This is a genomic window from Winogradskyella sp. SM1960, assembly GCF_020179375.1.
Classification (GTDB): Bacteria; Bacteroidota; Bacteroidia; order Flavobacteriales; family Flavobacteriaceae; genus Winogradskyella; species Winogradskyella marina.
On sequence record NZ_JAICBG010000005.1, the window covers coordinates 91,053 to 110,942 of the forward strand.

Annotated in this window: 14 protein-coding genes; 9 read left to right on the top strand and 5 right to left on the bottom strand. The window is 35.7% G+C overall.

Translation table 11 applies throughout. The annotated features are described in order from the left end of the window. The first annotated feature begins 8 nt into the window (after window positions 1-8). From K1X16_RS12825 to K1X16_RS12840, 4 genes are all read left to right on the top strand, one after another. Window positions 9-2,771, top strand: a complete 2,763-nt coding sequence (locus K1X16_RS12825; protein WP_225036683.1) for a TonB-dependent receptor — start codon at window positions 9-11, stop codon at window positions 2,769-2,771. Window positions 2,772-2,782: 11 nt separating this feature from the next. After that, the gene (locus K1X16_RS12830) at window positions 2,783-4,441 is read left to right on the top strand and encodes a G-D-S-L family lipolytic protein (protein WP_195871036.1); all 1,659 of its coding nucleotides are present in this window, start codon (window positions 2,783-2,785) and stop codon (window positions 4,439-4,441) included. A 179-nt stretch (window positions 4,442-4,620) separates the two neighbouring features. Then, on the top strand, window positions 4,621-6,129 hold the full coding sequence (atpD, locus tag K1X16_RS12835) for a F0F1 ATP synthase subunit beta (RefSeq protein ID WP_225036684.1): 1,509 nt from the start codon (window positions 4,621-4,623) through the stop codon (window positions 6,127-6,129). Between the two features lie 102 nt (window positions 6,130-6,231). Continuing rightward, window positions 6,232-6,525 (top strand): F0F1 ATP synthase subunit epsilon, encoded by a 294-nt coding sequence (locus K1X16_RS12840; protein WP_225036685.1) that lies wholly within the window; start codon window positions 6,232-6,234, stop codon window positions 6,523-6,525. Window positions 6,526-6,826: 301 nt separating this feature from the next. On the opposite strand, the gene K1X16_RS12845 is transcribed toward K1X16_RS12840, so the two are convergent. Further along, window positions 6,827-7,594, bottom strand: coding sequence for an XRE family transcriptional regulator (locus tag K1X16_RS12845; protein ID WP_225036686.1), 768 nt, complete (start codon window positions 7,592-7,594; stop codon window positions 6,827-6,829). Window positions 7,595-7,850: 256 nt separating this feature from the next. Between K1X16_RS12845 and K1X16_RS12850 the strand changes: the two genes are divergently transcribed. Together K1X16_RS12850 and dinB are read left to right on the top strand one after the other, a co-directional pair. Further along, on the top strand, window positions 7,851-10,871 hold the full coding sequence (locus tag K1X16_RS12850) for a DNA polymerase III subunit alpha (protein ID WP_225036687.1): 3,021 nt from the start codon (window positions 7,851-7,853) through the stop codon (window positions 10,869-10,871). 510 nt (window positions 10,872-11,381) lie between these two features. Beyond that, window positions 11,382-12,599, top strand: a complete 1,218-nt coding sequence (gene dinB / locus K1X16_RS12855; RefSeq protein ID WP_225036694.1) for a DNA polymerase IV — start codon at window positions 11,382-11,384, stop codon at window positions 12,597-12,599. A gap of 2 nt (window positions 12,600-12,601) precedes the next feature. Here dinB and K1X16_RS12860 read toward each other — a convergent pair whose 3' ends face one another. Genes K1X16_RS12860 through K1X16_RS12870 form a run of 3 tightly spaced genes read right to left on the bottom strand, consistent with a single transcriptional unit; the run spans window position 12,602 to window position 15,162 of the window. Then, complete coding sequence (locus tag K1X16_RS12860; protein WP_225036695.1) at window positions 12,602-14,398, bottom strand: M61 family metallopeptidase; 1,797 nt, start codon at window positions 14,396-14,398, stop codon at window positions 12,602-12,604. A gap of 45 nt (window positions 14,399-14,443) precedes the next feature. Further along, on the bottom strand, window positions 14,444-14,650 hold the full coding sequence (locus K1X16_RS12865; RefSeq protein WP_225036696.1) for a helix-turn-helix domain-containing protein: 207 nt from the start codon (window positions 14,648-14,650) through the stop codon (window positions 14,444-14,446). A gap of 2 nt (window positions 14,651-14,652) precedes the next feature. Next, entirely contained in the window at window positions 14,653-15,162 is a 510-nt protein-coding gene (locus tag K1X16_RS12870; RefSeq protein ID WP_225036697.1) for a DUF2975 domain-containing protein, read from the bottom strand. A 219-nt stretch (window positions 15,163-15,381) separates the two neighbouring features. Here K1X16_RS12870 and K1X16_RS12875 point away from each other — a divergent pair, with 219 nt between their 5' ends. Further along, window positions 15,382-15,930, top strand: coding sequence for a hypothetical protein (locus K1X16_RS12875; RefSeq protein ID WP_225036698.1), 549 nt, complete (start codon window positions 15,382-15,384; stop codon window positions 15,928-15,930). 92 nt (window positions 15,931-16,022) lie between these two features. Beyond that, complete coding sequence (locus K1X16_RS12880) at window positions 16,023-16,439, top strand: DUF2007 domain-containing protein (RefSeq protein WP_195871051.1); 417 nt, start codon at window positions 16,023-16,025, stop codon at window positions 16,437-16,439. Here K1X16_RS12880 and K1X16_RS12885 read toward each other — a convergent pair. After that, window positions 16,429-17,925 carry a PLP-dependent aminotransferase family protein gene (locus K1X16_RS12885; protein ID WP_225036699.1) on the bottom strand — a complete coding sequence of 499 codons (1,497 nt, stop codon included), beginning with the start codon at window positions 17,923-17,925 and terminating at the stop codon, window positions 16,429-16,431. The two genes, K1X16_RS12880 and K1X16_RS12885, sit on opposite strands and share 11 nt — an antisense overlap. Window positions 17,926-18,024: 99 nt before the next feature. On the opposite strand from K1X16_RS12885, the gene K1X16_RS12890 reads away from it, so the two are divergent. Continuing rightward, window positions 18,025-19,857, top strand: a complete 1,833-nt coding sequence (locus K1X16_RS12890) for a TonB-dependent receptor plug domain-containing protein (RefSeq protein WP_225036700.1) — start codon at window positions 18,025-18,027, stop codon at window positions 19,855-19,857. Window positions 19,858-19,890: the final 33 nt, after the last annotated feature.

Sequence of the window (19,890 nt, forward strand, 5' to 3'; positions counted from 1 at the left end):
TATCTAACATGAAGACAATCTTAAAGCTTTTCACTATGCTTTTTTGTGTGGCATCTTTTGCTCAAACCACAATAAAAGGTAAAATTATCGACAATTCTGGGTTGCCATTACCTGGTGCAAATATAATCGTTGTAGGTACAAGTACAGGTACTGTCTCTGACTTTGATGGATTCTACACACTAGTGGTGAATCAAGAACCACCATTTTCAGTCCGAATAAGTTATACCGGATTTGAAGCACAAACTATTGATGTTGTAACTAATAATCAAACTGTTGATGTCACATTATACGAAGGGAGTGCATTTGATGAAGTTGTAATTTCTGCATCTCGTACACCTGAACGAATTTTTGAATCACCAGTAACCGTAGAACGTTTTGGTTTAAAAGAAATTAAAAATACGGCTTCTGCGAGTTTTTATGAAGGGCTTGAGAACCTTAAAGGTGTGGATGTTAATACTAATAGTTTAACGTTTAAGTCTGTAAACACCAGAGGTTTTGCCACTTTCGCAAATACACGTTTTATGCAATTGGTAGATGGTATGGATAATTCAGCTCCAGCATTAAACTTTCCAATTGGAAATTTAGTTGGAATGAATGAAACGGATGTTTTAAGTGTAGAACTTTTACCAGGAGCAGCATCAGCATTGTATGGTGCAAATGCCTTTAATGGTATTTTATTTATGCGTAGTAAGAATCCTTTTGATTTCGAAGGTATCAGTGCTTACCATAAACAAGGTATTACATCGCAAGATGCAGGTGGAGATAACACATATAGAGATACTGGTATTAGAATGGCATACAAATTCAGTGAAAAATTTGCTGCCAAGGTAAACTTCGGATGGTTAAAAGGAACAGACTGGACTGCTAATAATTATAACGGTAAACCCGGAACAGGTGATACTAGAGAAAGCGTAGGGTACGATGGTATCAATATTTATGGTGATTTAGTATCTACGAATATTAGAAATGCTTCTGGATTAGGTATCATTCCAGATGTTGTAGTAAGTAGAACAGGTTACGAAGAAAAAGACTTAACCGACTATAATGCAGAAAGTATAAAAGCAGATTGGGGATTATACTTTAGACCATGGGAAAATGATTTTGAAATTCAATACGTTGGAAAATATGGTACAGGTAATACTATTTATCAAGGTAGTAATAGATACAATATTGCTGGATTTTCTCAGCAACAGCATAAAATTGAAGTGCGAAACGACAATTTTTTCGTTAGAGGTTATGTAGTTTCTGATGATGCTGGTGATTCTTATGATATGGTCTTTACAGGTGTTAACATTTTAAATGCTTGGAAGCCTCATTCACAATGGTTTGAAGAATACATTGGTGCTTACGCTGGTGCAACCCTAGGTGGTGCTACAGATGCAGAAGCACATACTGCTGCTAGAGCAGCTGCAGAAACTGGTCGACTTGAGCCTGGCACTCCAGAGTTCGAAGCGGCATTTGAAAGAACTATTAATGATCCTAGTTTACTTACAGGGTCTCAGTTTAAAGATCAATCAAAATATTATCATAGCGATGCCAACTACAACTTTAGTCATTTATGGGATGCTGTAGATATTCAAGTAGGTGGTTCTTATAGACAATACAGTTTAAATTCTTCGGGAACTATTTATACGGATTTTGATGGTGCTATTGATTATTCTGAATATGGAATTTATACACAACTACAGAAGGAAATAGACTTAAATGAAGATATGAAATTAAAACTTACGGGTTCTGCTCGTTATGATAAGTCTGAATTTTTTGATGGTTTTCTTTCCCCAAGAGTTTCTGCCGGTTTAACCGTAAATAGAGATCATAACATTAGAGCTTCTGTACAAACTGGTTTTAGAAACCCAACCACACAAGATTTATTTATTGGTCTCGATGCTGGTTCAAGGGTCTTAGTAGGATCTGCACCTGCAAATTTAGACCGTTATGAAAGAACTCATGCTGTCAATCCAGGAGGAATTGCTTTAGGTCAGCCAGCTTCGATTACGCAAACAGGACGAGCAGCCTATGAAAATTCATATTTAGCCTCTTCTGTGGATGCTTATTTAGCTAGTGGTAATACCGTTGACACAAGAGATTCAAGTTTATTAGAAGTAGGTAATTCTGATATCGTAAAACCTGAAAAAATTACGTCTATGGAAGTTGGATATAGAGGTAAGTTAGATAAGGTGATCATAGATATGAGCGTTTATTATAACAAGTACCAAGATTTTATTTCGGGTGAGGTTGTTAGTGCACCTTTATATGGAACTGTTGGAACTAATGATATTTCTGTTAATGCCATTTCAAATGGTGATTATAGAGATTATCAAACTTATAATAATTCAGAAGCTGACGTTAATTCCTATGGAGGATCTATAGGTTTAGATATAAAAGTTTTAGGAGGTTTTGATCTTGGAGGAAGTTATACTTATACAAAACAAGATTTTGATCAAGCTGCTTTCCCAGATTTTATAACAAGTTTTAACACACCAGAGCATAAGGCAAAGCTGAGTTTTGGTAATACAGAAGTGGCTAAGAATCTAGGTTTTAATGTCGCTTGGAGATGGAGTGATGACTATTACTGGCAAGCAACCTTTGGTAATGGAAACATTCCAGCTTATCATAATATAGACGCTCAACTAAACTTTAAAATTCCAGCACTTAAGTCTTCATTAAAGGTAGGTGCAACCAACTTACTTGGTGATGAATATTTTACCGCAATTGGAGTTGGTAGTATCGGCTCTATGTATTATGCATCTTGGACTATTAATAATTTATAAAATTAATAAAAATGAAAAAATTTAAATATATATTTCTTTCAGCTGTACTCATTGGGTTTACAGCGTGTAGTGATGATGATTTTGATTATAACCCTACACCAGAACCGTTACCGGAATTAACAACAGGATCCTTAGATTTTTCAACGTATGTTGCTGTTGGAGCATCGTTCACGGCAGGTTTTACTGATAATGCACTATTTATTAATGCACAAGAAAATTCATTCCCAAACATATTATCACAACAGTTTGCATCAAGCAATGGTGGTAGCTTTACACAACCTTTAATGAGTGATAATATTGGAGGTTTACTTATAGGTGGTATGCAAGATCCAAGATTTGGTCCGAGACTATTTTTTGATGGCTCAGGGCCAACGGGTTTACCTGCAACACCAACGACGGAAACAACAAACGTTTTGTCAGGACCATTTACTAATTTAGGAGTTCCAGGTGCAAAAAGTTTTCATTTTGTGGCACCAGGTTATGGTAATCTTGCAGGAGTGCCAGTAGGAGCTGCTAATCCTTATTTTGCAAGAATGGCCTCATCGCCAGACGCAACGGTTATTGGTGATGCTGTAGCTCAAAACCCAACATTTTTTACACTATCTGAGATCGGTGGAAATGATGTGTTAGGGTATGCAACTTCTGGTGGAATAGGTGTTGATCAGACGGGGAATTTAGATCCATCTACTTATGGTGGAAACGATATTACAGATCCTAATGTATTTGCACAGGTTTTTTCAGGTCTTGTAGATGCTTTAACTGCAAACGGAGCAAAAGGAGCAATTGCTAATGTACCTTATATAACCAACCTTACGCATTTTACTACAGTTCCGCATAACCCATTGAGTCCTGCGAATCCTAGTTTTGGACCATTAATTCCAACATTGAATGGAGTTTTTGGGCAATTAAATCAGGTATATGGATATTTAGAATCAGTAGGTGTTATTAATGATGCTGCAGAGCGTTCTGTAGTTTTCTCAGAAACTGAAGCAAGTGCTGTTCTTATAAAAGATGAAACTTTAACGGATATTTCTGATGACATAATTGGTGTTTTAAGTGCAAGTCCAACGTTTCCTGCTTTTGTAGAATCGTTTGGACTACCAGCCGAAGCAGCTCCTTTAGTAGCTAATTTATTTGGTGGTATTTATGGACAGACAAGACAAGCTACCTCTGAAGAATTGTTAGTGTTACCAAGTAGTTCTATTATTGGTACAGTAAACACAAGTACAATGGCCTTTTTAGAATCACAAGGCTTACCAGCAAGTCTTGCAGGACAGTTTTCAGTAGAAGGTGTTACAAATCCTTTAGAAGATAAATGGGTGTTATTACCAAGCGAACAACTTGCCATTAAAAATGCTACTGACGCTTATAACGCTACTATAGATGCCGTAGCTACATCTAAAGGTTTGGCAGTCGTAGATTTTAAAGGCATATTGGAAGAAGCTTCAACAACAGGAATTTCTGATGGCGACTTTACCTTAACAACAGATTTGGTTACTGGTGGACTTGTGAGTTTAGATGGAGTTCATTTAACGGCTAGAGGTTATGCAATAATGGCTAATAAATTTTTGGAAGCTATAGATTTAACGTATGGCTCTAATTTTATAGCTGCAGGTGTTAAAGCGAATACAGGAGATTACCCTACAAACTATTCGCCTACACTTCAATAAATACCCTTTATTTATTATCACGAAACACGCTCGAAATGAGCGTGTTTTTTTATTCAGTAAATACTATTATTTTTTTAAATAAAAACATATCTTTGCAGCGCGAAAAACCAACGCACTCAACTTGATTGAGAAACGTGTTTTTCATATTTAAACTATTGCAAAACAAAAACATATAAGTAATGTCAAAAGTTACAGGTAAAGTTGCACAAATCGTAGGTCCAGTTATCGATGTAGAATTCGCTGCTGGTTCAGAGCTTCCAAAGATTTATGATTCGTTAGAAATTAACAACCAAGATGGTTCTAAATTAGTATTAGAAGTACAATCTCACATAGGTGAAGATACCGTACGTACTATTGCTATGGATTCTTCAGATGGTTTAAGTAGAGGGACAGAAGTTCATGCAACTGGTGCTCCGATTCAAATGCCAATTGGCGAAGATGTTTACGGACGTCTTTTTAACGTTATTGGTGATGCTATTGATGGACTAGGAGATTTACCTAAGGCTGGTGATGCTGGTTTACCGATTCACAGACAAGCTCCAAAATTCGAAAATTTATCAACATCTACGGAGGTTTTATTTACTGGTATCAAAGTCATCGATTTAATTGAGCCTTACGCAAAAGGTGGTAAAATTGGTTTATTTGGTGGTGCTGGTGTAGGTAAAACGGTATTAATCCAAGAGTTGATTAACAATATTGCAAAAGGACACGGTGGACTTTCTGTATTTGCAGGTGTTGGTGAAAGAACACGTGAAGGAAACGATTTACTTCGTGAGATGTTAGAGTCTGGTATTATTAAATATGGTGATGACTTTATGCATTCTATGGAAGACGGAGGATGGGATTTATCTAAAGTTGATAAATCTGAAATGAAAGACTCTAAAGCAACTTTCGTATTCGGACAAATGAATGAGCCTCCTGGAGCTCGTGCTCGTGTAGCACTTTCAGGATTAACTATAGCAGAATATTTCCGTGACGGTGCTGGTGAAGGCCAAGGAAAAGATGTATTATTTTTCGTAGATAATATCTTCCGTTTTACACAAGCGGGTTCTGAGGTATCTGCATTATTAGGTCGTATGCCTTCTGCGGTAGGTTACCAACCAACATTAGCAACCGAAATGGGTGCAATGCAAGAACGTATTACGTCAACAAAAAGAGGATCTATTACATCTGTACAAGCGGTTTATGTACCTGCGGATGATTTAACGGATCCAGCTCCAGCAACAACGTTTGCGCACTTAGATGCAACCACAGTATTATCTCGTAAAATTGCAGAGTTAGGTATCTATCCTGCGGTAGATCCATTAGATTCTACATCGCGTATTTTAACTGCTGATATTTTAGGTGATGAGCACTATGCTTGTGCACAACGTGTAAAAGAGTTATTACAACGTTATAAAGAATTACAAGATATTATTGCCATCTTAGGTATGGAAGAATTATCTGAAGAAGATAAAATGGCTGTAGGTAGAGCAAGACGTGTACAACGTTTCTTATCACAACCGTTCCACGTAGCTGAGCAATTTACAGGTATTCCTGGTGTATTAGTAGATATTAAAGAAACTATTAAAGGGTTTAACCTAATTATGGACGGTGAATTAGATCACTTACCAGAAGCGGCATTTAACCTTAAAGGTTCTATTGAAGAAGCTATTGAAGCTGGAGAAAAAATGTTAGCTGAGGCGTAGCCGAAGCTAATACTGAACTTGCTTCAGTATCTCTTAATTTGAACCTCAGATAAAAACAAAAAGACCCTGAATTAAATTCAGGGTAGTAAAACAAGTTTTACTATGTATTTAGAAATTGTATCACCAGAAGCTACTTTATTTAGTTCAGAAGTTGATTCTGTCGTTGTACCAGGTGTAAATGGTGAGTTTGAGATGTTAACAAATCACGCTCCTATTGTATCCCTCTTAAAAGAAGGTATAATTAGAATTAACACACATACACAAAGTCATTTGGTATTTGATGATTTGCATGCAGAAGTAGTTCCTCATAATGATGATAAAAAGGTGTTATCTGTAAAAATCAATTCAGGAACCCTTGAAATGAAAGATAATAAGCTAATTATTTTAGCGGATTAACTCAATCATAATATGAATTAAAAAAGCGCGAAATATTTTATTTCGCGCTTTTTTTTGTTTTAAATAGACTGGCTTAGTCCTGCAAGGTTTCAATACCTTGTAGGCCGTTTTAAGTCAATAAACCATACCTACAAGGTCAAAAAAAAGACTTTGCAGGATATTATAAAAATGTTTAATACTACCTCATATTTAGAGTTCCAATAAAATCTTAAATTTTACCAGTTAGTTCTTCTCTCTTAAGCCTTATAGCTTTGTTCTAATAGCGATTTATTGAGGGAAGTCGAGCAAGAAATCTAACATCTTACATGCGTTTCACAGCTTCCAATTCCACTTTCAATTCTTGAAACATAGTCATAATACTACTCAATTTTAGTTCCTTTTCATCATACTCTTGGGTATTAATACAACAGGTAAATTCCCAAATTTCTAAAATATTTTCGCGAGGAATTAAATACGGTTGATAGCTTTTATTATCTGAACTTAATAGTAAATTTATGGTGTCTTTTTCTGGAATATAAACGCGCTTATAAACCAAACCATCGTCTTTGGTTAAGATAATATAAGTACGTCCATTTTTTATGTCAGTAATATCTTCTAAAAATTTTGCTACTATAAACGCACCATCTTTTACGGGTAACATAGAATCGCCTTTAATAGGAAAAGCTCTATGTGTACCTGTGGGTAGAAATGGCAATTTAATTTTTTGAAGCTGCTCTATATATTCTGGGTCATCATAGCCAGATAAGTAACCAGCAGATGCTTTTGCAGGTATAATTTCAATTAAATCCTCATTATCTTCATTTACAGTTATAGGAAACAGTACGCGTTTATTTCCTACCTCTATAAATGAAGTATCTATTGCTTTTCGTAAGTCATTCTTTACTAAAATATCAATAGGAATATCAAAGAAAATAGACAGGTCTATTAAACGGTCTATTGGTGGCTCAGAACGTCCTTCTTCATAAGAACCAACCATAGAGCGGCTCCATTTTAGTTCGTCTGCAAAACGTTCTTGAGACATCTTCTTTAGAGCACGTAAATGTTTTATGTTGATTTGAATTGGTTTCATATATACTTCCCACTAAAGTGGTATTATTTTTAGTTTTAACATTATTTACTACAAATATAAGCAACAAAAACTACATATAGTAGCTAATTTTACAATCTGCTTCTAGAAATAATTTAAAGAATATAGAGAAGAGCTGTATTTTAATTTGTTGATGTTTGTTAATCAGCTGTTTGTAATTGAGTTCTAGTTCTTGATTCTTTGTTCTAAAAGTTCCGAAGCTTAGAAAGTCGTTTATTAAACAACAACCTTTTTCACTATGTATTTAAACTGCCACACTTATTACAGCCTTCGTTATGGCACCATAAAACCAGAACAATTGCTTGCTATTGCTTCAGAAAATGGTGTTCAAACACTTGCCTTAACCGATATTAACAGTACGTCTGCTTGTTTGGATGTGATGCGTTTATCCAAAAAGTATAAAATAAAATCCGTGCTTGGTGTCGATTTTAGAAATGGTGCGCAACAGCAGTTTATTCTTATTGCGAAAAACAATCAAGGGTTTCAGAATATCAACGACTATCTCTCTAAGTTTCTTCATAATTCTGAATTACAAATTCCCGAACGACCAGATGAAGATTTAGATGATTGTTTCGTGATTTATCCGTATCAAAACGGCATCAATTTCGAACTAAAACCAAATGAATTTTTAGGCATTACACCTCAAGATCTCAATCGACTCAAATTCTCAAAATGGAATCAATTCAAACATAAATTGGTGGTTTTAAAAACGGTTTCCTTTCAAAATAAAAAAGGATTTAACACACATCGTTTGCTACGTGCCATTGACAACAACACTTTGTTGAGTAAGCTTCCAAAATCGGAAGAAGGAAGCATAAACGATATGATGCTACCTTATAATGAACTGTGCGAAACCTATTCAGAATTTCCAAAACTCATCAATAATACAGAACAGCTTTTAGACCATTGTGAAACCGATTTTAATTTTGAAACGACCGAACCTAAAAATCAAAAACATCTCACTGAAAATGAAAGTTCAGATTATGAATTACTAAAACAATTAACCTACGATGGTATTCCTTATCGTTACGGCACTGAAGTAGACCAAAACGTGTATGACCGCATTGAAAAGGAACTCACCATCATAAAACAAAAAAGCTTTGTGTCTTATTTTCTTATCAATTGGAAAATTTTAGAATACGCGCGAAGCAAAGACTATTACTACGTTGGTCGTGGTAGTGGTGCCAACAGTATTATAGCCTATTTATTGCGAATTACAGATGTAGATCCTATTGAACTCGATTTATATTTTGAACGTTTTATTAATCTTTTTCGGCAAAATCCACCAGATTTTGATCTCGATTTTTCGTGGCGAGACCGAGATGATATTACCAATTATATTTTTGAAACCTTTAAACATACAGCACTTATTGCGGTTTATAACACGTTTAAATTTAAAGCGTCTATTCGCGAATTAGGGAAAGTTTTTGGCTTACCAAAGTCTGAAGTGGATAAACTAACTCGAGGTAAATACAAGGTTAATCAACTCGATAATTTATCGCAACTCGTTATTAAATATGCCGAGTATATTCAAGGGTTTCCTAATTATTTAGGTATTCATGCTGGTGGTATTCTCATTTCCGAGAAACCCATTCATTATTACTGTGCCACATTTATGCCGCCAAAAGGCTTTGCCACAACACAGTTTGATATGGTCGTTGCTGAAGATATTGGTTTGTATAAATTTGATATTCTCAGTCAACGTGGCTTAGGAAAAATAAAAGAAGCTGTAGAAATTATTGACGAAAATTATACAGAGCAACCTCCTATTGATATTCATGATATTAAACGTTTTAAAGAAGACGAGCGCATAAAGGATTTACTACGACATGCCAAGGCTATTGGTTGTTTTTATGTAGAATCGCCAGCTATGCGAATGCTTTTAAAAAAACTGCAAGTGGATAATTATTTGGGCTTGGTGGCTGCAAGTTCTATTATTAGACCTGGTGTTGCCAAAAGTGGTATGATGCGCGAATACATTTTGCGTTACCGTTACCCCGAAAAACGAAAAGAAGCACACCCTGTTTTACAAAAAATTATGCCAGAAACCTACGGCATCATGGTGTACCAAGAAGATGTGATAAAAGTAGCTCACCTATTTGGTGGCTTAGATTTGGGCGAATCTGATATGTTGCGTCGTGGGATGTCTGGAAAATTCCGCTCACGACATGAGTTTTTAAAAGTGAAACAAAAATTCTTCGACAACTGTAAAAAAGATGGTAAACCCGAAGCTTTAGTCGCAGATGTTTGGCGACAAATAGAAAGTTTTGCTGGTTATGCTTTTGCCAAAGGGCATTCCGCTTCCTATGCTGTAGAAAGCTACCAAAGTCTGTTTTTAAAAGCCTATTATCCGTTAGAATACATGACTGCGACCATCAATAATTTTGGCGGATTTTATAGTACAGAACTTTATGTACACGAAGCCAGAATGCACAATGGCACTATTGAAGCACCATGTATTAATCAATCTTTTACGCAAGCCATTATAAAAGGAACAACGATTTATCTCGGCTTTATGTTTTTGCAGTCTCTAGAATCTAAAACCATCAATCGTATACTTAATGAACGTGAAAAAAATGGGATGTTTCAGTCCTTAGATGATTTTATAGAACGTGTGCCAATTTCGATTGAACAAATTTCGGTTTTAATAAAAATTAATGCCTTTCGGTTTACAAAAATCAATAAACGTGAATTGCTTTGGGAAGCGCATTTAAAGATTAGTAAAACCGTAGTCCAAGACGACGTAATTACGCTATTTAAAACCCAAAGGATTAACTATAACACACCAGAATTGCCAAGTACAGATTTAGAAAATGCTTTTGATTCAATTGAATTACTCGGTTTTTCCCTTTGTAATCCTTTCTTTTTGCTAGAAACACCTTCGATTAGTAATTTACGCGCCAAACACTTAAAACAACTAGAAAACCAACTTATTCGTATTGAAGGCTACCTAATTACCATCAAAAACACCAAAACAAGCAACGGAAAAATAATGCATTTTGGAACTTTTTTAGATCGCGATGGCGATTTTTTAGACACCGTTCACTTTCCACCTATTGCTGCCAAATATCCTTTTAGAGGAAAAGGAATTTATAGCATTATAGGTCGTGTAATGCTAGAGTTTGATTGTGTAACGATTGAAGTTTCTAAAATGGAACGTTTAGCCATTATTGAAGACCCTCGTTATGCGGTAAAATCTTTGAATCCTACGTTTCAGAATAAACGAAGTTTTACCGATTTGAAAAGAGCTATTAGTTAAGGAATTTTAAAAACAGTATTTCGTCACTTCGAGTGAATTTGCAAAGCATGAACAAATTTGTATCGAGAAGCTTTCATTAATTATAAGGTTGTCGATACAACCATTTTTTCCGCTTTAGCTGCAAAAATCGCCACTCGAACTGACGTTAATTACGCTTTTATAATAAAGTGGTTAGTTGAATTTCACACCCCTAAAGTCCCCTCTAGGGGACAATTAATAAAAAAATCTTTTAGATTTTTTTATTCGCAACAGTGAGACTGTCCCCTTGAGGGGACTTTAGGGGTGTTTTTTTTTCAAAAACACAAATCCTGTAAGGTTTCAAAAACCTTGTAGGTATAATTAAAAACAGTTTAAAAAACAACATCGCGTTACTTCGAGTGAATTTGCAAAGCATGAACAAATTTGTATCGAGAAGCTTTCATTAATCATAAGGTTCTCGATACAAGCATTTTTTCCGCTTTAGCTACAAAAATCGCCACTCGAACTGACATGAATTTCCCAAATTAAAAAATGAACAACAACCGAAGCATTGTACATATGGATTTAGACACTTTTTTTGTGTCTTGCGAAAGGCATATGGATAGTAATCTTAACGGCAAACCTATACTTATTGGTGGTACTAGCGACAGAGGTGTTGTGGCCTCTTGCAGCTATGAAGCCCGAACTTTTGGTATTCATTCTGCCATGCCCATGCGTATGGCAAAACAATTGTGCCCAGAGGCTATTGTACTTAGAGGAAATTCGGGTATTTATACCAAGTTTTCAAATAGTGTTACCGAGGTCATTAAAGACAATGTGCCGCTTTATGAAAAATCATCTATCGACGAGTTTTACATCGATCTTACTGGAATGGATAAATTTTTTGGTTGCCATAAATTAGCTTCAGAATTACGACAGAAAATTATTAGAGAAACAGGTTTGCCTATTTCCTTTGGCTTATCGCTTAACAAAACGGTGTCTAAAATTGCCACTGGCGAAGCCAAACCCAATAACGAAATCCGAGTGATTCATGGCACTGAAAAGCCATTTTTAGCGCCACTCTCAGTTAAAAAAATTCCGATGGTTGGTAATGTCACTTATAAAGCGTTGTGCGATTTGGGTGTAAAACGCATTCAAACCATACAAGATATGCCTATGGAACTCATGCACAAAGTACTGGGCAAAAACGGATTGGTGATTTGGAAAAAAGCCAATGGCATAGACCATTCGCCAGTAGTGCAATATCACGAGCGTAAATCCATTTCTACGGAACGTACTTTTAATCAAGATACGACAGATGTTACCAAACTGAAAGGTATGGTTGTTGCCATGGCCGAAAATTTAGCGTATCAATTGCGTCGTGGTCATAAATTAACGGCTTGTGTGACGTTTAAGATTCGGTATTCAGATTTTCAAACATATACGCAACAACAACGCATTCCGTATAGTGCCATGGATCATACTATTATTCCTGTGGTCTTGGATTTATTCAAAAAACTGTACCATCGTCGGCTTTTAGTACGACTGATTGGTGTAAAATTTAGTCATTTGGTAGAAGGTGGTCATCAAGTAAATTTATTTGAGGATAATGAAATGCACCTCAACCTAACCAATGCCATGGACAAAATACGCGAACGTTATGGAGACAGAGCTGTAATGAGTGCTGCTGGTATGGGAGCTAAGACCATTAGTCGGTTTAACCCTTTTAATGGTGAGCCACCTCCTTTGTTGCCTAATCGACGTCGTTAGAATTATTTCGCGCCCAACCAAGCATCACGATTTGCTTTAGCATCTTCAGATAAATCATCTAAACTTGAAATAATATAAGACGTATCGGCATCTAAAGTGAGGTTTACAGTACGTTGTTTTCCAAAGCGTTCATAAACCACATCAACGGTTTGATTCGGTTTTACAGTACCTAAAATTTTATTTAAGTCTGAAGTTTTATTAAGTTCAATACCATCAATTTTAAGTAATTTATCTCCTTTTTCGAGACCTGCGGTATAAGCTCCAGAACCAACCATTGTATTATTGGTTATCACTTGATTGTTCAAACGCAATCCGAAAGCAGGCTGGTCTGTATTTTGTTGTAATTGCACACCAACCGTTTTAAACAAGCTTTCAAAATCTGGCATGCCGCTTTTGTAGATATAATTGTTAAAAAAAGTATCACCAAATTCAGCACCAGCATAATCCTTTAAGGTTTGCTGTAAATCAGCAATGGTATAATAGGTTTCCGTTTTTCCGTAGGTATTCCAAATCAATGTCATATAATCATCTAGATTCAGGTTTTCGGCTCTAAGTGATAAATCTAAAGCCAGGCCTAGCATACTGCCATACGAATAGTAAGAGATGAATGTATTGCCGCGATTAATATCATCTACAGAACGTGCCGCATCTACAAACGGAGCTTGGTAACTCATCTCAATAGGATTAAAAAACTGTCGTCCTGGTGAATTCCATACGTAATTAAACGTTCCTGTAAGTCCATTTATATAATCTTCTTGCGCTATAATTCCTGCTCTGGTTAAGGTTAAATCATCATAATAACTGGTAAATCCTTCAGCAAACCAAAGCTCACCACTCATGTTAGCGGCTTCAAAATTAAAGGGCTCTAAACTTTCTGGACGTATACGTTCTACATTCCAGCAATGAAAAAACTCATGACTAACAGTACCAATATTACGATCGGCTCCATCAGCTAAACTTCGTGTGCTGGTGACGATGGTAGAATTACGATGTTCCATACCATCTCCTGTAGCATTAGGAATATAACAGCCTAAAAATGTGTATTCTCCGTAATCGAAAGTTGGTAATTCGCCAAAAACGGCCTTTTGTTGTAAGATTGTTTTCTTAACCTTTTCAAAATAAGCATCAAATTCTGTTGCAGTTCCATTGTGATGCAATGCGAAATTAATCTTTTGACCATCAACCTCAAACGAACGTACCATATGGTCACTAATTTCCGTTGGACTATCCATAAAATACTGTAGGTTGTCAGCGGAATAGGTATTGCCTTCTACGAGCTTTAACTGCGTTGCAATTTTCCAGTTTAGGTCTTCGCGAGGTTTAAATTCAATGTTGAAAATATCGTTTTCCAAGCTCGGAGCATACATAAAGGTTGCTGGCATATTAAGATGCGCGTGCGTCTCATCGATTTGAGCATAAGTACCATCACCATGGTTAGCGTATAAAGTATAGTTGACTATTATAGTGCCATCGTGATTGTTCACGGTCCAAGAATACGGATCTGGACGTGTTGTTTCTAAAGCATTACCCTTCCCGTCTGTAACTTTTACGTTATAAGCATTCTTAGCAAATTCGTGAATAGCATAACGTCCTGGTGAGCTTCTCGACATTCTAAATTCAGCTTCACCGGATTTTAAACCTTTAAAAGTGGCCGTGATCTCAGCTTCATGATGTACTGCATTTTTAAACGAAATGGTATAACTCGTACTCCCACTAGTTGTTGATTCCGTGTCGGAAGTTTTGTCGTCTTTGCAATTCACTAAACATAAAAATGACAATAATAAAATTAGGCTTCGCATCTATTCAATTTTTTAGACACCCAAGATACTAATTTTTAAGACCTTTTAATCCTCTACGTATTCTAATATATCAGCAGGCTGACAATCCAAAGCCTTACAAATAGCTTCTAAAGTTGAAAACCGAATGGCTTTGGCTTTTCCTGTTTTTAAAATAGAAAGATTTGCGGTTGTAATCCCAACTAGTTCAGCAAGTTCGTTACTCTTCATGCCACGTTTGGCTAATATGAGGTCTAAGTTGACTATTATTGGCATAACTATATAGTTAAATCATTTTCTTCTCTTATAACCTTAGTATCTTTAAGTACCGTACTCATTAGCATTAAAAACAATCCCATCGCAATTATTAATAAATAGACCAATGTTTTTTCACTTAAACCAAGTAAAGGGTGCCGTTTAAAAAACATATTGCTCATCTCATCAATAACCCATAAAGCTACTGAAGAAAGAATCATAAGTTTTCCAGAATTGAACATGTCTTTTATGAGTTTAGTATTATAAAAATCATTCTTTAATAACAATTTTGTCGCCTTTCTTAATTTCCAAAGCGCAACGACAAAAACAGCATAAACCACAAGCTTTAAAAAAGAATAACGATAAAGCATGGCTTCAGTTTTATAAATTAATACATCTTCACCTATGCCAATAAAATCTTGTTTTACACCAAAGAGAATCATTGCTAAAACAAAAATCCCTAAACCAATGCTAGCGAGAATAAGGAAAATAATAACATTTAGTATCGTATAAAGTGTTTTTGCTGAGCTCATAATTATCGTTTTACGATAACAAATATATAAAAATTATCGATAAACAATAATTTATTATTAAAAAAGGATAATTATACTAATTAGACCTGTCAGGTTTTTGAAACCTGACAGGTCTCACTATCTTTGAAACATGAAACATCCATAACGCGCTCTTGATCCCCAAAGAAATAATAAAATGGATATACCATGTGACCGATAAAAAACAATAAATATAAACACATGAAACCCAATATCATCATTTCAGAAAGCCCTAGACCTATTTGGCAAATCCCAATTGCTGCATTATTTTTTACTATCGCGACAGCAATTACAATCTTTGCGTTCTATAGGTTAAGCTTTAATGAAGAAGGGTTTATAGCGTTTCTACATCAGTTTAAATCTAGTTTAATTTTTATTGCACCTGGTATTGCTTTTTCCTTGCGAAAAAGTATTCATATCGATATCAAAAACTCAAGATTTAAACCAACTTATAGCGTGGGCCCATTAAAATTTGGATCATGGCAAACTATTAAAAACTATCAATACGTTTCTGTATTTCACCAACCAACAATTGGTGGTGATTATATCTTTGAAGTGAATTTATGGTACGACAACAACAAGCATTTTGAATTGTATGAAGAAAACGATTATAAAGAAGCTTTCCTTATAGGTTACGAGCTCTCCGAACAATTAAACATCGATTTATTAGACGCTACAGTGCCAAATGACTTTAAATGGATTGATAAAGACGAATGGAAAGCTAAAATAGCGTCTGGCAAAATTGATTAACTTCCCTTGAGACCTGTCAGGTTTCTTTAGTGCTGAACTTGTTTCAGTATATAACCTGACAGGTCTCCACTAGAATATAGTATCTTTGCTTCATGCAAGATACCTTTGTTACCATAGCCCGATTCCCTTATTCTACAGAAGCACAAATTGCCAAAGGCCGATTAGAATCCGATGGTATTGAAGTCTTTTTAAGAGATAATCTCACCATAGACACAGATCCTTTAGTGAGTCAGGCTATTGGAGGTGTAAAATTAAAGGTACTTGCTAAGGATGAAGAACAGGCGCGAGAAATTCTAAAATCTATTAAAGCTTATTCTGTAGATAACGAAGGAAATCCTATAGTTTGCCCCAATTGTAAAGGTCAACATATTGAAATGTACACTACTATCACTAATTTCAAATCCTTGATGTCTTTTTTAATTGGTCTACTGTTCTTTACATTGCCTTTTAGTGCACGTTACAAATATAAATGTGAAGATTGCAACACAGAATTTCCTATTAAAGACTAACTACTTCATCGTATGCACGTTTCAACTTTTTAATCACAATAAGCAGTTCGTCTTCATTTAAATGCCCAAATCCAAAACGAATAGCACAGGTATTTATATCTTGGTACAAAATGGTTTTAGGCAGAAATAAATCGAGTTTTTCTGCTTCTTCGGCTAGTTTTACTAACGAAATAGTATGTACAAATTGCAACCATAGCGCTAAACCACCTAAAGGTTTTTCCCAAGTGACAATACCTTCAAAATAGGAGTTTAAATACCTGCACAAACTATCGAGACGTTGTTTATACGTCACGATATTCTTTTTCTTTAACCTATAAATTTCGCCTTCGGAAATGAGCTCAGCAAGCATTTGCTCTTGTATGAGGTCTCCCTGTTTATCTAATAATTGTAAGTAGTTTTTGGCTTCTGAAATAAAATTTTCTGGTGCGACAACAAATCCTGTATGAAAACTGGGAAATAATGACTGCCCTAACTTCCCTAAATAAATGACCATACCATCAGCATCTGCACTTGCCATAGGTAACATCGCAGAACCTTCAAATTGAAAATCATAATCATAATCGTCTTCGATAATGGCAAATCCGTAAGTTTTGGCGAGTTGCAACAATTGCAAACGACGTTTGGCGCTCAACATTACCGTTGTTGGATAATCTCTATGTGCACAGATATACACACAGCGTATGCTTTTCTTTACAAAATGCGTTTTAATATAATCGACATCCAAGCCTTCTTCATCAACCGGAATAGTGCGCATTGTCGCGCCTGCTTCTTGAAAAATCATATTAGCAGCATAATTACTCAACTGCCCAACCAACACCAAATCATCTTGTTTTATGAGCAGTTGTGAAACCATATAAAGGCTCATTTCTGTGCTGCGTGTATTAATTAAGTGCTGTGGATTAATGTGAAATCCTCGTGAGGCATTCAAATAATTACAGAGTTGTGTACTAAAAACAGAAGGTCTTAAAGCAGTGGTTCTATTCCATTTATTAATTAAGGGCTTCCGTTTCATTGCTGCGCTATACCATCTCGAAAATTGATGCACAGGATGCAAGCGCAAATCGGGCTTACCTTCGTTAATAGAATATTTAGCCGTTGTTTCTTGTGCTGTGGAAGCCAAGTGAAACGATTTTTGAAACGGAAAACCAGCGACTTTTGGATAGGTATATGCCTGTTGCAAGTGCTCTGTTGTCGCCTTAATTTTTGCCGTTGAAGCTTCGGGCACTAACACAAAGGTTCCTCTATTCGCTATAATATCTACCCAACCTTGAGACGCTAACTCTTCGTAAATAGCAACAGCCGTATTGCGGTGAATGTTTAATAGCTGACTAAAAACACGAGTTCCTGGCAACTTACTCCCTTTTTCTAAATAGCCACGTTGTATTGCATTGACGATTTGTTGTGCTACTTGAACATATACAGGTTGCACAATAGTTTTATCAAAAGTGATAAGCTGTTTTAGAATTTGACTAACCGGACTATTCATTGTTTTAAAACTGGACTAGTTTAATCGTCCGCGAAGTTACGACTTTTGCAGTGTTAAAATAAAACCATACAAGAACTAAGTTCTATAAAGCCAAAATAAATGAAAACGATTACCGCACTTTTTATATGTATTTTAATGGCGACGAGCCAACTCAATGCACAAGACGCACATCCCATTATAAAAACAGACTCTTTAAGAGAAGTTATTATTACCTCAACACGAATTGACCTACCCTTTAAAGACAATTCCCGTACCATAAATATTATCACCTCTGCAGATATTAAAAATAGTGCTGCTGTGACCATTTCAGATGTATTACAGCAAGTCGCAGGAGTCGATGTTAGACGTCGTGGTACTGGAGGAAGTCAGGCTGATTTATTCATTAGAGGTGGTGGTTTTGATCAAACCCTATTATTAATTGATGGTATAAAAATGGATGATGCACAAACAGGACATCACACCTTAAATGCCGCTTTACCATTAGAAGTTATTGAGCGAATCGAAATCATAAAAGGACCTGCTGCACGTATTTTTGGTCAAAATGCCTTTACAGGTGCTATTAATATTGTGACGAAAACGACCTTAGATAATTCGGTTTCGGCAACTATTGAAACAGGTTCTTTCGGTCAGCTTAATGGATCGGTTACAGTAGGAAGCGAATTAGAAAACTCAACACATCTGCTTCATGTTGGTAGAATGACGTCGGAAGGCTATACCGATAATACAGACTATGATAACTCTAGTTATTTCTTAAAAGGTACGTTTAATAAGAACAAGCAAGCGATTGAAATGATTAGTATGTTTTCGGAACGAAAATTTGGTGCCGAAAATTTTTACACCACCAATCCTACTTTCAAGGAATACGAAGAAACCCAGAACAGTTTAATTGCCTTCACAACGAAATTTCAATCCGAAAAACTAAAAATACAACCGCGTATCTATTGGAAACGCAACCAAGATATATTCCTTTTGAGACGTTTTGAACCTGAATTTTTTAGAAATATCCACGTGTCGAATAAAATTGGAGCAGAGGCAAATGCATCATATACATCTAAACTTGGTATCACAGGATTTGGAATAGATATGTCTAAAACCTACTTACGAAGTAATAATTTAGGTCAACGTCAGCGTTTTATGACCACATTATTTTTAGAACATAGATTTCAGTTTGTCGATAACCGATTAGATATTACGCCTGGTGTGGCAATGACGTATTTTTCGGATTTTAAATTTAATGCCTTTCCAGGATTAGATATTGGTTTCGATATTACCAATAACCTAAAAGCCTACGGAAACATTGGGTTTACCTACAGAATTCCAACCTATACCGATTTGTATTACACGGATCCAGGAACTTTAGGAAATGAGAATTTAGAACCAGAAGAAGCCTTTGCACAAGAAATAGGTGTAAAATACAACGCTCAAAATTTTAGAACCAGTTTATCTGTTTTTAATAGAGATGCTACCAACTTAATTGATTTTATAAGGCCAAACAGTACCGAAGACGTTTATACAGCTACTAACATTGCTGAAGTTAATACCAAAGGTTTAGAGTTTGATGCGTCTTATTCCTTTAAATTGAATGACTTCAATCAAACCTTAGCTTTTGGCTATGCCTATTTAGAAGATGACATTTTAGAACAAAACGAGGAACTTTCGCGTTATGCTTTAAATACTTTAAAGCATCATTTTACCACACGATTAAGTACTAAATTATTCAAAAATATACGCCAAAATATCATTTACAAATATGCCGAACGTACCACAGGACAAACCTATAATGTATGGGATGCTTCGGTTGTTATAACCTTAAAGCAAGTCGAGTTTTCTATAACGGCAAACAATATTTTTAATGCCGATTATATAGAATCTGGTTTTACACCAATGCCACCAAGTAATGTGTTGTTTGGCTTGCGTTATAAATTCCTTTGAAAAAACCAATAGGTCATCTTTTTTGCATCTACA